Raw genomic sequence first — 13,138 nt, forward strand, 5'->3', positions numbered from 1 at the left:
CGTCAGACGCCAGCCGTGCCGCATCGCTCGTATCGAGCAAACTGGTACTAGCGGGCCCGGCCGTCGCGGACGTCGGCGTAGCGGGCGCGGATCTCGCCGGAGATGGAGGAGTCGGTGACGTCGCGGGTGGTCTCGCGCGCGACGGTCCAGCCGGGCTCCTCGCCGTGCAGCGCCCAGGCCGCCTGGCGCGCCGCGCCGAGGGCCACGTACTCCTGGGGCGAGAGCACCTCGACGGGCAGGCCGAGGATGTCGGGGGCGAGGTCCGCCACGGCGCCCGAGCGCGACCCGCCGCCGATCAGGAGCGCCCGCCGCGCCGGCACGCCCTGCTCGACGAGCGCGTCGACGGCGTCCGCGAGCCCGCACAGCATGCCCTCGACGGTCGCGCGCGCCAGGTTCGCGCGGGTCGCGTTGGCCGTCGTCAGCCCCACGTAGCGGCCCTGGGCGTCGGGGCGGTTGGGCGTGCGCTCGCCGTCGAGGTAGGGCAGCAGGGTCAGCCCGCCCGCGCCCGGCGACGCGTCGAGCGCGAGCGCGTCGAACCCGGCCGGGTCCACGCCCAGCAGCGCCGCGCCCGCCCCCAGCACGCGCGCCGCGTTGAGCGTGGCCAGGAGCGGCAGGTAGCCCCCGCGCGCGTCGGCGAACCCCGCGACCAGCCCCGATGCGTCCGTGGAGGGCCGGTCGTGGCCGGTGAACACGGCGCCGGAGGTGCCGATCGAGATCACGACCTCGCCCGGCGCCGGCCCGATCGCCAGCGCCGCGCCGGCGTTGTCGCCCGTGCCCGCGGAGATCGCGAGCCCGTCCGGGGTGCGGCCGACGACCTCCCCGGGCCCGGCCACCCGCGGCACCGCGAGGCCCCGCCCGAACGCCATCTCGAGCAGGTCGGGGCGGTACTCGCCGGTGACCGTCGACCAGTAGCCGGTGCCCGAGGCGTCGCCCCGGTCGGTGGTCGGCTCGGCGGGCGCGCCCGCGAGGCGCCAGGTCAGCCAGTCGTGCGGCAGCACCACCGAGCGCGCCCGCGCGGCGTTGTCCGGCTCCGCCCGCGACGTCCAGCGCAGCTTGGTGGCGGTGATGCTCGCGACCGGGACGGTGCCGACGGCCTCGGCCCACGCCGCGGGCCCGCCGAGCTCGTCGATCAGCGCCTGCGCGTCGGGCGCCGAGCGCGTGTCGTTCCACAGCAGCGCGTCGCGCACCGGCTCGCCGGACTCGTCGAGCAGCACCATCCCGTGCTGCTGGCCGGCCACCCCGATCGCCGCGACGTCGTCGGTGCCGACCTCGCCCAGCGCCCCGGCCAGCGCGTCCCACCAGGCCCGCGGGTCGACCTCCGTCCCGTCCGGGTGGGGGCGCCGCGCCTCGCGGATCACGCTCCCGTCGGTGGGATCGACGACGAGGACCTTGGTGGCCTGGGTCGAGGAGTCGACCCCGGCGACGTACGTCGCAGAACGCGCCATGCCCGCAGTATCCCCAGGATTAGGGTCCTCGACGTGATCGGCGGGGGGTTCCGGGAGCGGTTCGTCGTCTGCGGCGAGGACATGCTCTCGCTGCGCATGGTCGAGGCGCTGGTCAGCCAGGGGCCGCGCGGGAGGACGGAGGTCGTCGTGCTCACCGCGCCCGGCGGCGCCGTCGTCGAGCGGTTGCGCGCCCTGCGCGGGGTGGAGGTCGTCGAGGTCGCCGAGCCCGACGAGGAGGCCTTCGAGGCCGCGCGCGTGGGGGAGGCGACCTCGGTGGCCCTCGTCCACCGCGACGACGTCGTCAACATCCACCGCGCGCTGCGCGTCCAGGAGCTCGCCCCCGCCACCCGGCTCGTCGTCCGCCTGCACGCCCCGGCGCTCTCCGGGCGCATCCGCATGCTGCTGCCGACCGCCACGGTGCTCTCGGTGTCGGCGACCGCGGCGCCGGCGTTCGTCACCGCCGCGGTCGGCACCGCCACCCGCCAGTCGGTCGACCTGCCGGGCCACCCGATGGTCGTCGCCGACCGCGAGGGCGTGCGCAGCGGGCAGGTCGTGTGCGGCCTCGCCCACCGCCCCGACCGCGGCCTCCCCGCGCTCCTGCCGGCCGATGACGCGGCCGCCGACCTCGTGCTCGCCCGCGTCCCCGTGCACCGCGAGGGACGCATCGTCGGGACGCGGCGCGCCCTGTGGCGCCGGGTGCTGACGCGGACGTGGCGACGGGCGCGCGCGAGCATGACCCGCTCGCTGGCCCGCGCCACGCTCGCGCTGGTCGGGCTGCTCGTGCTCGGCACGGTCGGGTTCGCGACGCTCGCCGACCTGTCGTGGGGCGACGCGATCTACCTGACCGTCCTCGACACGGCCGGTGCGGCCGACCCCGACACGCACAGCGCCTCGACCGTCGCCCGCGTGATCCAGGCGCTGGTCACGGTCGTCGGCATCGCGATCATCCCGCTGGTCACCGCGGTGGTGGTCGACGCCGCGGTCAGCGCGCGGTTCGCCGGGACGCCCCAGCGGTCGCGGCACCGGCGCGGGCACGTCGTCGTGGTCGGGCTGGGCAACGTGGGGGTGCGGGTCGTCGAGCAGCTCCACGAGCGCGGCGTGCCGGTGGTCGCCGTCGACGACGACGAGAGCGCCGGCGTCACCCAGGTCCGCCGGATGGGGGTGCCGGTGATCGTCGGCGACACGACCCGCCGGCAGACGCTCGCCGAGGCGTCGGTCGACGACTGCCGCGCGCTCGTCGCCGTCGGCCGCGACGACGTCGCCAACCTCGAGACCGGGCTCGTCGGACGCTCCCTGCGCTCGCGGCTGCGAGTGGTGCTGCGGCTGCGCGACGACGACCTGGCGCGTCGTGTCGAGCGCACGCTCGAGGTCGCGGTCTCGCGCAGCGTCTCGTTCCTCGCCGCCCCGGCCTTCGCCGCCGCGATGCGCGACCACCAGGTGGTGGCCACCGTGCCGGTCGGGCGTTCGGTCCTGCTGGTCGCCGACGTCCCCGTCGGTCGCAGTGCGCTGCTCGTCGGCCTGCCCGCGACCACCGCCGAGATCGGCGGCGAGATCCGGGTGGTCGGGGTCTTCCGCGGCGCGGGGGACGAGGCGGTGTTCGAGTGTCCGCCCCGGCCGCAGCGCAAGCTCAAGGTCGGCGCCCGGCTCGTCGTCGCCGCCACCCGCGGCGGGCTGATCGACGTGCACGCCCGCTGCGCCGCGCGCACCTCGGCGTGACTGTCCTTCTCCGGTATTACGCGATATCGTTCCAGGACTTTCCACGAGCGGAGGGAGTCCCCCGATGGACACGGTCACCGAGGTCCTGAGCGTGACGCGGCGGATCGACGCGCCGGTCGGGGCGGTGTTCGCCGTCCTGACCGACCCGGCGCGCCACGCGGCGATCGACGGCACCGGCTGGGTGCGCGAGCCGCTCGACGCGGGCGCGATCACCGGCGCCGGGCAGGTCTTCGGCATGGGGATGTTCCACAGCAACCACCCCGACGGCGACTACCGGATGCACAACCGGGTCGAGGTCTTCGAGCCGCCGCGGGCCATCGCCTGGCAGCCCGGCCAGTACGGCCCGGACGGCGAGATCGGCTACGGCGGCTGGACGTGGCGATACGACCTCACCGACGACGGCCCCGAGGCGTGCGCGGTGACACTGACCTACGACTGGTCGGCGGTGCCGGCGTTCCTGCGCGAGCACATCAGCTTCCCGCCCTTCGGCGAGGACCACCTGCGCCGCTCGCTCGAGAACCTCGCCGAGTTGAGCTGAGTCAGGGCGGGCAGCCGCACGACTCCCGGATCCGCAGCTGCGGCGCGATCCGGCGCGTGGTGGGCGGCGTCCCGGGGGCGGCGATCCGCGCAAGCAGCAGGTCCACCGCCGTCGTCGCGATCTCGCCGAACGGCTGGGCGACGACGGTCAGGCGCGGCGAGAACAGGTCGGCCCAGGGGAAGTCGTCGAACGCCGCGACGGCGACGTCGCACGGGACGCCGAGCCCCGCCTCGCGCAGTGCCTGCATCATCCCGATGGCCATGCTGTTGTTGCCGGCGACGATCGCGGTCGGCGGGTCGTCGAGGGCGAGCAGCTGCTGCACCGCCGCGCGGGACGGCTCGGTGGCCGACGACCCGCTGACCTCGAGCTCCGGGTCGACCGGCAGGCCGCGCGCGGCGAGGGCGTCGCGGTGCCCGTCGCGGCGCTCGACGGTGGTCGCGAGCCCCTCGAGGCCGGTGATCAGCGCGATGCGCGTGTGGCCGTGGTCGGCGAGGTGGCCGGTCAGCGCCGCGGTGGCCTCCCGGTTCTCGGTGCCGACCTGGTCGTGGGACGGGTCGATCAGCCGGTCGAGCAGCACCGTCGGCACCTCGTGGCGGCGCAGGTAGGCCAGCGCCGCGTCCGGGCGCGCCGAGGGCGCGAGCACCATGCCGTCGACGCGGTGGTGGTGCAGGCGCGTGACCACGGTCAGCTCGTAGTCGGGGTCCTCGTGCGGGTCGACGAGCAGCAGCGTGTAGCCCGCCCCCGCGGCCGCCTTCTCGGCGGCGCTCAGGAGCTCGCCGAAGTACGGGTTGGAGATCGCCGAGAGGACCAGGCCCATCGTCGTGGTGCGCGCGGTGGCCAGGGACCGGGCGACGGTGTTCGGCGTGTAGTGGGTGGCCGCGACCGCGGAGAGGACGAGCTCGCGGGTCCGGGCGCGCACCGGGCGCGTGCCGTTGAGGACGTGCGACACCGTGGCCGTGGAGACGCCGGCCATGCGCGCGACGTCCGCCATCGTGGCCATGGCACGGCTCCTGTCCTCGGGCGACGTCGTCCGATCGGCGGCGACCGTCGTGGAGTGTTTGTACCCCGATCTCGACGGTTGGCGCGCCCTGCCCATCTGATGCGGTTAAGCGCTTGCATGTGACTGAGAGCACCTTTACGGTCACCCCACCGCACGTGGCCCACATCACGGCCGACGGGCGGCGGTCGGGCGGGATCGGCGGACACGGCGGCGGGAGACGCGATGCGCGGCGCGGCGCGACGGGGGCGGAGCCGGCTTCCGGCGGTGCTCGGAGCGATGGTGGCGACCCTCGGACTCCTCGCCGGCTGCTCCGGCGCCGGGGCGATCGGCGCCGAGGAGGGCGTCGAGACCGTCACCGTCGCCATCGTGTCCAACCCGCAGATGGAGGACGCGATCTCGCTCGCGCCGGAGTTCGAGGCCGAGCACCCCGGCATCCGGCTGCGGTTCGTCTCGCTGTCGGAGAACGAGGCCCGCGCCAAGATCACCGCGTCGGTGGCCACGGGCGGCGGCGAGTTCGACATCGTCATGATCTCGAACTACGAGACGCCGCAGTGGGCGCAGAACGGCTGGCTCACCGACCTCGAGCCCTACATGGCCGCGACCCCGGGCTACGACCGCGCCGACTTCATCCCCACCGTGCGCGACTCGCTGTCCTACGAGGGCCGGATGTACTCGGTGCCGTTCTACGGCGAGTCGTCGTTCCTGATGTACCGCCGGGACCTCTTCGAGCAGGCCGGCATCCAGATGCCCGCGCAGCCGACGTGGCCGCAGATCGCCGAGTACGCGGCGCGGCTCGACCAGGGCCCGGGCCAGCAGCGCGGCATCTGCCTGCGCGGCAAGCCCGGCTGGGGCGAGGTCATGGCCCCGCTCGACACCGTCATCAACACCTTCGGCGGGCGCTGGTTCGACCCGCAGTGGAACGCGCAACTGACCTCGCCCGAGGTGCGCAACGCCGTGCAGTTCTACGTCGACCTCGTGCGCCAGCACGGCCAGCCCGGGGCCTCGCAGTCCGGCTTCTCCGAGTGCGCCACGCAGTTCGGTCAGGGCCAGGTCGCCATGTGGTACGACGCGACGTCCGCCGCGGGCACCGTCGAGGACCCCGCGGAGTCCACCGTCGCCGGGCGCATCGGCTACGCGCCGGCGCCGGTCGTCGCGACGCCGTCGTCGGGCTGGCTGTACACCTGGTCGCTGGGCATCCCGCAGACCTCCCCGCGCAAGGACGCGGCCTGGCAGTTCATGTCGTGGATGACGAACCGGGAGTACATCCAGCGGGCCGGCAACGACCCCGAGATCGGCTGGACGTCGGTACCGCCCGGGTCGCGCCAGTCGACCTACCAGATCCCGCAGTACCAGCAGGTGGCGAACGCCTACGCGCCCCTGATCCTCGACGGGCTGCAGCGCGCCAACCCGCAGCAGCCGACCGTGCAGCCGGTGCCGTACCAGGGCGTGCAGTTCGTCCGCATCCCGGAGTTCCAGGACCTCGGCACCCGGGTCAGCCAGCAGGTCAGCGCGGCGATCGCCGGTCAGATCACCGTCGACGAGGCGCTCGAGCAGTCCCAGAACTACGCGGAGACGGTGGGGGAGAGCTACCAGCGATGAGCGACACGAAGCATCGAGCTCAGCACGCCGATAGGGGAGCTGGAGCCCCCCGATGACAGCGACACTGGACGAACGCCCCGCCGCGTCGGAGAACGTCGGCGGCAAGCCGATGGTGGACCGCGCCGAGGGGTGGCGCCGCCGCGGACCCCTGCTGCCGGCGCTGATCTTCACGATCATCGTCACCCAGATCCCGTTCATCCTGACGCTCTGGTACTCGCTGCAGTCGTGGAACCTGGTGCGGCCGGGGTCGCAGGAGTTCGTCTGGTTCTCGAACTACCTCGACGTCTTCGCGGACAGCCAGTTCCGCCAGGTCGCGCTCAACACCGTCGTCATGACGCTGGGCTCGGTGCTCATCGCCGTGGTGCTCGGCCTGCTGTTCGCGCTGCTGCTCAACCGCGCGTTCTGGGGCCGCGGGGTGGTGCGCACGCTGCTCATCACGCCGTTCCTCATCACGCCGGTCGCGGCCGCGCTGCTGTGGCGCACGGTGCTGCTCGACCCGACGCTGGGTCTGGTCAACTTCATGCTCTCGCCGTTCGGGGCGTCGGGCACGGAGTGGATCAGCAACTACCCGCTCGCCTCGGTGATGGCCGCGCTGGTCTGGCAGTGGACGCCGTTCATGATGCTGCTGCTGCTCGCGGGCCTGCAGAGCATGCCCACCGACCAGCTCGAGGCGGCCCGGGTCGACGGGGCGAGCGCGTGGTCGACGTTCCGCGAGCTGACGCTGCCGCACCTGCGCCGCTTCATCGAGCTCGGCGTCGTCCTCGGCACGATCTACCTGGTCAACACCTTCGACATGGTCTACATGATGACCCAGGGCGGACCGGGTGTGGCCAGCGCGAACCTGCCGTTCTACATCTACCAGCGCGCGTTCCTGGGCTTCGACATCGGACAGTCGGCGGCGATGGGTGTGGTCGTGGTGATCCTGACCCTCATCGCGGCGAACTTCGCCCTGCGCCTGATCTTCCGTTCGTTCAGCGGCGAGCAGGAGGCAGCCTGATGTCGGTCACGACGAGCACCCCCACCGACGAGCGGGCGACCGAGGCCGCGCCCGAGCCGCGGCGGAAGAAGACCAGCGCGGCCAACGTCTGGCTGGGCGTCATCGCCTGGGTCGTGGGCATCGCGTTCTTCTTCCCGGTGCTGTGGATGGTGCTGACCTCCTTCAAGACGGAGGCCGACGCCTACACCACCACGCCCAAGATCATCTTCGAGCCGACGCTGGAGCAGTACGAGGGCGTCTTCGCCGCGGGCATCGGGCCGTACCTGACGAACTCCGTGATCGCGACGGTGTTCTCCACGATCTTCGTGCTGCTGCTGGCGATCCCCGCGGCCTTCGCGGTGTCGCTGCGCCCGGTGGAGAAGACCCAGGACGTCCTGTTCTTCTTCATCTCCACGAAGATGCTGCCGGTGGTCGCGGCGATCGTGCCGATCTACGTCGTCGTCAACCAGATCGGGATGCTCGACAACATCTGGACCCTGGTCATCCTGTACACGGGGATGAACCTGCCGATCGCGGTCTGGATGATGCGCTCGTTCTTCCTCGAGGTCCCGGGTGAGCTGCTCGAGCAGGCCAGCATCGACGGCGCGCCGCTGTGGCGCACGCTGCGCGAGATCGTGCTGCCGATCATCTCGCCGGGCATCTTCGCGACGGCGCTGATCTGCGTGATCTTCGCGTGGAACGAGTTCTTCTTCGCGGTCAACCTGACCGCGGCCAACGCCGGCACCGTGCCGGTCTTCCTGGTCGGGTTCATCACCTCGGAGGGCCTCTATTGGGCCCAGCTCTCCGCGGCGGCGACGATGGCCGCGCTCCCGGTGGTCATCGCCGGCTGGGTGGCGCAGAACAAGCTGGTGCAGGGTCTGTCGTTCGGCGCGGTCAAGTGACTGGACACGAAGCGCAGCGGAGCTGGACCGTCGAAGGGGAGTGCTCGATCCATGGCTGAAGTGGTGTTCGACAAGGCCTCGCGCATCTACACCCCGGGCGCGAAGCCGGCCGTCGACAGCCTCGACCTGACCGTCGCCGACGGCGACCTCGTCGTGCTGGTCGGCCCGTCGGGCTCGGGGAAGTCCACGGCGCTGCGGATGCTCGCCGGTCTCGAGCCCATCGACGCCGGGTCGGTGCGCATCGACGGGCGCGACGTGGTCGACGTGCCGTCGAAGGACCGGGACATCGCGATGGTGTTCCAGAACTACGCGCTCTACCCGTCGAAGACGGTCGCGGAGAACATGGCCTTCCCGCTGAAGATGCGCGGGATGGACAAGGACGAGCGCGCCCAGCGGGTCCGCCAGGCCGCCGAGATGCTCGGGCTCACCGAGTACCTCGACCGCAAGCCCAAGGCGCTCTCCGGCGGCCAGCGCCAGCGCGTCGCCATGGGCCGCGCGATCGTGCGCGAGCCCCAGGTGTTCCTCATGGACGAGCCGCTGTCGAACCTCGACGCGAAGATGCGCGTGCAGACCCGCGCGCAGATCGCCGAGATGCAGAACCGGCTCGAGGTGTCGACCGTCTACGTCACCCACGACCAGGTCGAGGCGATGACGATGGGCGACAAGGTCGCCGTGCTCGCCAACGGGCAGCTCCAGCAGTACGCGACGCCGCCGGAGCTCTACGACCGGCCGACCAACGCGTTCGTCGCCGGCTTCATCGGCTCGCCGGCGATGAACCTGCTCGACCTGCCGCGCTCGTCCAGCGGGGTCACGCTCGGCGGGGTCGAGATCCCGCTGCCGCGCGACATCGCGGACGCGGCCGGCTCGCGCGACAAGCTCACCGTCGGCATCCGGCCCGAGGACTGGGTGCTCGAGAGCACCGACGCCGACTCGGGCACGGTGGTCAAGGCCGTCGTCGACGTCGTCGAGGAGCTCGGCAGCGAGTCCTACCTCTACGCCCACCTCGCCGACGACACGTCGACCTCGATCGTCGTGCGCGGCCCGGGGCGGGTGAAGATCCGCTTCGGAGACCCGATCGCGGTGCGGCCGAACCCCGAGGCCCTGCACGTCTTCGACGCCGAGACGGGGCAGCGCCTGCCGTAGCGCCTGCCGTAGGGGCTGCCGTAGCGGCGGTCAGTACTCGGGCAGGTCGATGGCGGTCGCCGCGGAGGCGACCCAGTGCTCGTCGAAGCCCTCGACGGCCTCCTGCGCGCCGGTCAGCTGCCGCGTCCGCTCGGCGTTGACGAGCGCGAGGTGCTGGTTGGCCTCGACGTAGTGCTGCATGCGGTCCTGGTAGGCGCCCGCCCCCAAGCCGCGGGCGAGCTCGCCGGCCAGCACGTAGGCGCCGACCATCGCGAGGCTCGTGCCCTGCCCGGAGACGGCGGTCGCGCAGTAGGCGGCGTCGCCGACGAGCGCGACCCGCCCGCGTGACCACGCCGGGAGCCGCACCTGGGTCATGGGGTCAGGTAGAAGTCGTCGGCGTCGGCCATGCCCGCGAGGATCTCGGGGATGCGCCAGCCGCCGGCGGCGAAGGCGTCGTGCACGAGACGGCGCTGGTGGTCGAGGTCGCGGTGGTCGTACGCGAGGTCGGCGTCGGACCAGCCCATGACCGCGCGGACCTCGGTGTTCGCGCGCGCCGTGTAGAGGCCGACCATCGCGTCGGGGCGCTGGAGGAACACCTGCCAGCGGTCGAGGCCGAAGGTGTTCGGCAGCGTGAAGACCGCGATGTGCTGGCCGAGCGGGTACAGCCGGCCGTCGTCGTCCGGGCCGAGAACGAGGCGCCGGACCGCGGAGAACTGCCCGTCGGCGCCGACGACGAGGTCGACGTCGCGGCGGGTGCCGCTCGCGAGCTCGACACGGACGCGCGCGCCGGTGTCGTCGAGCTCGACGACCCGGTCGCCGTAGAGGTACTCGACGTCGCGGGTGGCGCGGAGCAGGACGTCGACGAGGTCGTCGCGCAGGATCTCGACGTCCGGTCCGTCCACCGGGCCGCCGGTCAGCGTGAGGTCCGTGGTCCGCATCAGCTCGGTGCCGTCCTCGTCGACGACGCTCATGCCGCGCATGTCGGTGCGGGCCGCGCGGAGGTCGTCGGCGATGCCCATCCGCTCGGCGACGGTGAGCGCGGGCCCGCGGACGTCGACGGCCTGGCCGCCGTGGCGCGGGGCGGGCGCGGACTCCACGACCACGGGTGTGTATCCGTGGTGGCGTAGCCAGTAGGCGGTCGTCGCCCCGGCGATGCCGCCGCCGGAGACGAGAACGTCGACCATGGGTGCTCCTCCTCGATACGGTGTCTCTCGGAACCCTGCTGTCCGTGGGGCGTCCTGTACCGATCTGTGCCGGTACAGCCAGCACAGAGGTGGGCGATGGACGACCTCCCTTCCGAGCGGATCGCGGCCGAGCTGCGCGCGCGGATCGTCGACGGCGACCTCCTGCCCGGCGACCGGCTGCCCTCGACGCGGGCGCTGGCCGCGGAGCACCGGGTCGCGGCGTCGACCGCGGCCCGCGCCCTGACGCTGCTGCGCGACGGCGGCTGGACGCGGACCGTGTCGCGGGTGGGGTCGGTGGTGGCGTCACCGCCCTCGCCCGTGCGCCGCCGTGCCCCGGCCGCGGACCCCACCACCGACGACCTCGTCGCGGTGGCGATCGCCCTCGCCGACGCCGAGGGTCTCGCGGCGCTGTCGATGCGGCGGGTGGCGGCGGCGTTCGGGGCGCCGACGATGGCGCTCTACCGGCTGGTGCGCGGCAAGGAGGACCTGGTCGTCCGGATGATCGACGCGGTGTTCGCGGCCGCCGCGCTGCCTCCGGCGACGGGGCCGTGGCGGGCGCGGCTGGAGGCCCTCGCCCGGCGGCAGTGGCGCGTGCACGGCCGGCATCCCTGGCTCGCGCGCGCCCTGTCGCTGAGCCGCCCGCAGGCGTCGCCGGCCCTGCTGCGCCTCGCCGACGCGGAGCTGGCGGCGCTCGAGGACGTCGTCGACGACCCGGTGGCCCGCTTCGACCTGCACGTCGTCCTGACCAGCTTCGTGCGCGGCATGGCCGTCGACCTCGCCGCCGAGATCGACGCGGCGGCGGACACCGGGCTCGACGCCGACACCTGGGCCGACCGCGACCCGGCGCTGCGCGAGGCCCTGCGCCGCCACGGCGGGCCGGCGTTGCGCCGCGTCGGCGACTACCCGTACGACCTGCAGCGCATCTTCGACACGGGCCTCGCCGCGCTGCTCGACGGATTCGAGAGGATCGGGCGATGATCCGCAACGTGGTGGTGGGCCGCATCCGCGAGGACGTGCCGGCCGAGCAGGTGGAGGCGGCGATCCAGGCCCTGCGCGACCTGACCGTCGAGGGCGTCGAGTTCCGGGTGGTCGGCGGCCGGGACCTCGGTCTGCGCGACGGCAACGCGCACTTCGCCCTGACCGCCGACTTCGTGTCCGAGGACGCCTACCGGATCTACGACGCGGATCCGGAGCACAACCGCATCCGCCGCGAGCTCTTCGCGCCGATCGCGGAGTCCATCGACCGCATCCAGTTCGCGCTGCCCGACTGAGCGACATGTCAGCGGCGTGGCGCTGCAGACGTTCAGTGTCCGTAACTCCACGCGCTCGCGGAAAAGTCGCTCGCGGGCGCTGCGCCGACCGGGTTAGCGTCCGCGCCGTGATCCAGCAGCTCTACGGCTGACGAGGCCTCGCTCCCCACCGCCGTGCCGCACCGGCGGTGTCTCGTCCTGCCCTCGTCACCCCCAGCTCCTGGAGTCCCTCATGGCCCACGTCCTCATGGTCGGCGTCGCCGCGCACGGCCACACCCGCCCGCACCTGCCCGTGATCGCCGAGCTCGTCGAGCGCGGCCACCGCGTCACCTACGCGATCCCGGCCGCGTTCGCCGAGATGGTCGCGGCGACCGGCGCGACGCCGCTCGTCCACACGTCGGTGCTGCCCGACCAGAGCCGCGGCGAGCAGTGGCCGACCGACCCGGTCGAGGGCACCGCGCTGTTCCTCGACGAGGCGGTGCAGGCCCTGCCGCAGATCGCGGAGGCGCTGGGGGACGACGTCCCCGACATCGCCCTCTACGACATCGGCGGCTACCCGGCGATCGTCCTGGCGCGGCGCTTCGGCATCCCCGCCGTGCAGCTCTCACCGGCGCTCGTGGCCTGGGACGGCTACGAGAAGGACCTCGCCGAGCACCTGACCTTCCGCCAGAAGCCGGGCTACCGGGCCTACCTCGCGCGGTTCGCGGCGTGGCTCGCGGAGTCCGGGATCGACGACGACCCCGAGCAGTTCGTCGGCCGGCCGCGGCGCTCGATCGTCGAGATCCCGCGGGCGCTGCAACCGTCGGCGGAGAAGGTCGACGAGAGCGTCTACACCTTCGTCGGACCGGACCTCGACCGCCGCGCGGCACAGGAGCAGTGGCCGGCGTCGGAGCGCCCGCTGGTCCTCGTGTCGTTCGGCTCGGCGTACCACGACCGGCCCGACACCTTCCGCGCCTGCGTGGAGGCGTTCGCGCCGCTGGGCTGGGAGGTCGTGCTGGCGATCGGACCGCACGTGGCCCTCGACGACCTGGGCGAGCTGCCCTCGACCGTCACCGCGCACCGCTGGGTCCCGCAGCTCGGCGTGCTCGGGCGCGCGAGCGCGTTCGTCACCCACGCCGGCATGGGCGGGTGCTCCGAGGGCCTGTACCAAGGCGTGCCGATGATCGCGATCCCGCAGGGCGTCGACCAGTTCGGCAACGCGTTCCTGCTGGAACAGCTCGGCGTCGCCCGCACCGTCGCCACCGAGGACGCGACGCCCGCGGCGCTGCGGGAGGCCCTGCTGGCCCTGACGTCGTCGGACGACGTGGCGACCCGGCTCGCCGAGCAGCGTGACGCGATCCGCCGTGCCGGCGGCGCGCGCGTCGCCGCGGACGTCGTGGAGGCCGAGCTGGCGAGGTAGGTGTCAG

13 protein-coding genes are annotated in these 13,138 nt (G+C 73.3%); 9 read left to right on the forward strand and 4 right to left on the reverse strand.

All coding sequences use genetic code 11. The annotated features are described in order from the left end of the window. Positions 1-47: 47 nt before the first annotated feature. Positions 48-1,445 carry a xylulokinase gene (gene xylB / locus WCD58_RS06630; RefSeq protein WP_337700842.1) on the reverse strand — a complete coding sequence of 466 codons (1,398 nt, stop codon included), beginning with the start codon at positions 1,443-1,445 and terminating at the stop codon, positions 48-50. Between the two features lie 33 nt (positions 1,446-1,478). Here xylB and WCD58_RS06635 point away from each other — a divergent pair, with 33 nt between their 5' ends. Further along, a complete protein-coding gene (locus WCD58_RS06635) occupies positions 1,479-3,161 on the forward strand; it encodes an NAD-binding protein (protein ID WP_337700844.1) in 1,683 nt (560 codons plus the stop codon). Between the two features lie 64 nt (positions 3,162-3,225). After that, a complete protein-coding gene (locus WCD58_RS06640; protein ID WP_337700846.1) occupies positions 3,226-3,699 on the forward strand; it encodes an SRPBCC family protein in 474 nt (157 codons plus the stop codon). 1 nt (position 3,700) lies between these two features. Here WCD58_RS06640 and WCD58_RS06645 read toward each other — a convergent pair whose 3' ends face one another. Then, positions 3,701-4,699 carry a LacI family DNA-binding transcriptional regulator gene (locus tag WCD58_RS06645; protein WP_337700848.1) on the reverse strand — a complete coding sequence of 333 codons (999 nt, stop codon included), beginning with the start codon at positions 4,697-4,699 and terminating at the stop codon, positions 3,701-3,703. Positions 4,700-4,975: 276 nt separating this feature from the next. On the opposite strand from WCD58_RS06645, the gene WCD58_RS06650 reads away from it, so the two are divergent. Genes WCD58_RS06650 through WCD58_RS06665 form a run of 4 tightly spaced genes read left to right on the forward strand, consistent with a single transcriptional unit; the run spans position 4,976 to position 9,319 of the window. Then, positions 4,976-6,298 carry an ABC transporter substrate-binding protein gene (locus WCD58_RS06650; RefSeq protein WP_337700850.1) on the forward strand — a complete coding sequence of 441 codons (1,323 nt, stop codon included), beginning with the start codon at positions 4,976-4,978 and terminating at the stop codon, positions 6,296-6,298. 52 nt (positions 6,299-6,350) lie between these two features. Then, positions 6,351-7,295, forward strand: a complete 945-nt coding sequence (locus WCD58_RS06655) for a carbohydrate ABC transporter permease (RefSeq protein ID WP_373696194.1) — start codon at positions 6,351-6,353, stop codon at positions 7,293-7,295. Then, positions 7,295-8,176 carry a carbohydrate ABC transporter permease gene (locus tag WCD58_RS06660; protein ID WP_337700852.1) on the forward strand — a complete coding sequence of 294 codons (882 nt, stop codon included), beginning with the start codon at positions 7,295-7,297 and terminating at the stop codon, positions 8,174-8,176. The genes WCD58_RS06655 and WCD58_RS06660 overlap by 1 nt, the downstream gene beginning before the upstream one ends. Positions 8,177-8,227: 51 nt before the next feature. Further along, on the forward strand, positions 8,228-9,319 hold the full coding sequence (locus WCD58_RS06665) for an ABC transporter ATP-binding protein (protein WP_337700853.1): 1,092 nt from the start codon (positions 8,228-8,230) through the stop codon (positions 9,317-9,319). Positions 9,320-9,349: 30 nt separating this feature from the next. Here WCD58_RS06665 and WCD58_RS06670 read toward each other — a convergent pair whose 3' ends face one another. Both WCD58_RS06670 and WCD58_RS06675 read right to left on the reverse strand, forming a co-directional pair. Then, a complete protein-coding gene (locus tag WCD58_RS06670) occupies positions 9,350-9,733 on the reverse strand; it encodes an FAD-dependent monooxygenase (protein WP_337702000.1) in 384 nt (127 codons plus the stop codon). Then, positions 9,670-10,482: an FAD-dependent monooxygenase gene (locus WCD58_RS06675; protein WP_337700855.1), complete on the reverse strand. Its 813-nt coding sequence runs from the start codon at positions 10,480-10,482 to the stop codon at positions 9,670-9,672. The genes WCD58_RS06670 and WCD58_RS06675 overlap by 64 nt, the downstream gene beginning before the upstream one ends. Before the next feature lie 96 nt (positions 10,483-10,578). Between WCD58_RS06675 and WCD58_RS06680 the strand changes: the two genes are divergently transcribed. The 3 genes from WCD58_RS06680 to WCD58_RS06690 all read left to right on the forward strand — a co-directional run bounded on the left by WCD58_RS06680 (position 10,579) and on the right by WCD58_RS06690 (position 13,131). Next, positions 10,579-11,460, forward strand: coding sequence for a GntR family transcriptional regulator (locus WCD58_RS06680; protein WP_337700857.1), 882 nt, complete (start codon positions 10,579-10,581; stop codon positions 11,458-11,460). Beyond that, entirely contained in the window at positions 11,457-11,753 is a 297-nt protein-coding gene (locus tag WCD58_RS06685; protein ID WP_337700859.1) for a Dabb family protein, read from the forward strand. The genes WCD58_RS06680 and WCD58_RS06685 overlap by 4 nt, the downstream gene beginning before the upstream one ends. A 211-nt stretch (positions 11,754-11,964) precedes the next feature. Next, positions 11,965-13,131, forward strand: a complete 1,167-nt coding sequence (locus tag WCD58_RS06690) for a macrolide family glycosyltransferase (protein WP_337700862.1) — start codon at positions 11,965-11,967, stop codon at positions 13,129-13,131. Positions 13,132-13,138 lie beyond the last annotated feature (7 nt).

This window comes from Actinomycetospora flava, from assembly GCF_037400335.1.
Classification (GTDB): domain Bacteria; phylum Actinomycetota; class Actinomycetes; order Mycobacteriales; family Pseudonocardiaceae; genus Actinomycetospora; species Actinomycetospora flava.

Excerpts from the sequence above, each read along its gene's own strand:
- xylB (WP_337700842.1), bottom strand. The coding sequence starts at position 1,445 with ATGGCGCGTTCTGCGACGTACGTCGCCGGGGTCGACTCCTCGACCCAG.
- WCD58_RS06640 (WP_337700846.1), top strand. The coding sequence starts at position 3,226 with ATGGACACGGTCACCGAGGTCCTGAGCGTGACGCGGCGGATCGACGCG.
- WCD58_RS06645 (WP_337700848.1), bottom strand. The coding sequence starts at position 4,699 with ATGGCCACGATGGCGGACGTCGCGCGCATGGCCGGCGTCTCCACGGCC.
- WCD58_RS06650 (WP_337700850.1), top strand. The coding sequence starts at position 4,976 with ATGGTGGCGACCCTCGGACTCCTCGCCGGCTGCTCCGGCGCCGGGGCG.
- WCD58_RS06655 (WP_373696194.1), top strand. The coding sequence starts at position 6,351 with ATGACAGCGACACTGGACGAACGCCCCGCCGCGTCGGAGAACGTCGGC.
- WCD58_RS06660 (WP_337700852.1), top strand. The coding sequence starts at position 7,295 with ATGTCGGTCACGACGAGCACCCCCACCGACGAGCGGGCGACCGAGGCC.
- WCD58_RS06665 (WP_337700853.1), top strand. The coding sequence starts at position 8,228 with ATGGCTGAAGTGGTGTTCGACAAGGCCTCGCGCATCTACACCCCGGGC.
- WCD58_RS06675 (WP_337700855.1), bottom strand. The coding sequence starts at position 10,482 with ATGGTCGACGTTCTCGTCTCCGGCGGCGGCATCGCCGGGGCGACGACC.
- WCD58_RS06680 (WP_337700857.1), top strand. The coding sequence starts at position 10,579 with ATGGACGACCTCCCTTCCGAGCGGATCGCGGCCGAGCTGCGCGCGCGG.
- WCD58_RS06685 (WP_337700859.1), top strand. The coding sequence starts at position 11,457 with ATGATCCGCAACGTGGTGGTGGGCCGCATCCGCGAGGACGTGCCGGCC.
- WCD58_RS06690 (WP_337700862.1), top strand. The coding sequence starts at position 11,965 with ATGGCCCACGTCCTCATGGTCGGCGTCGCCGCGCACGGCCACACCCGC.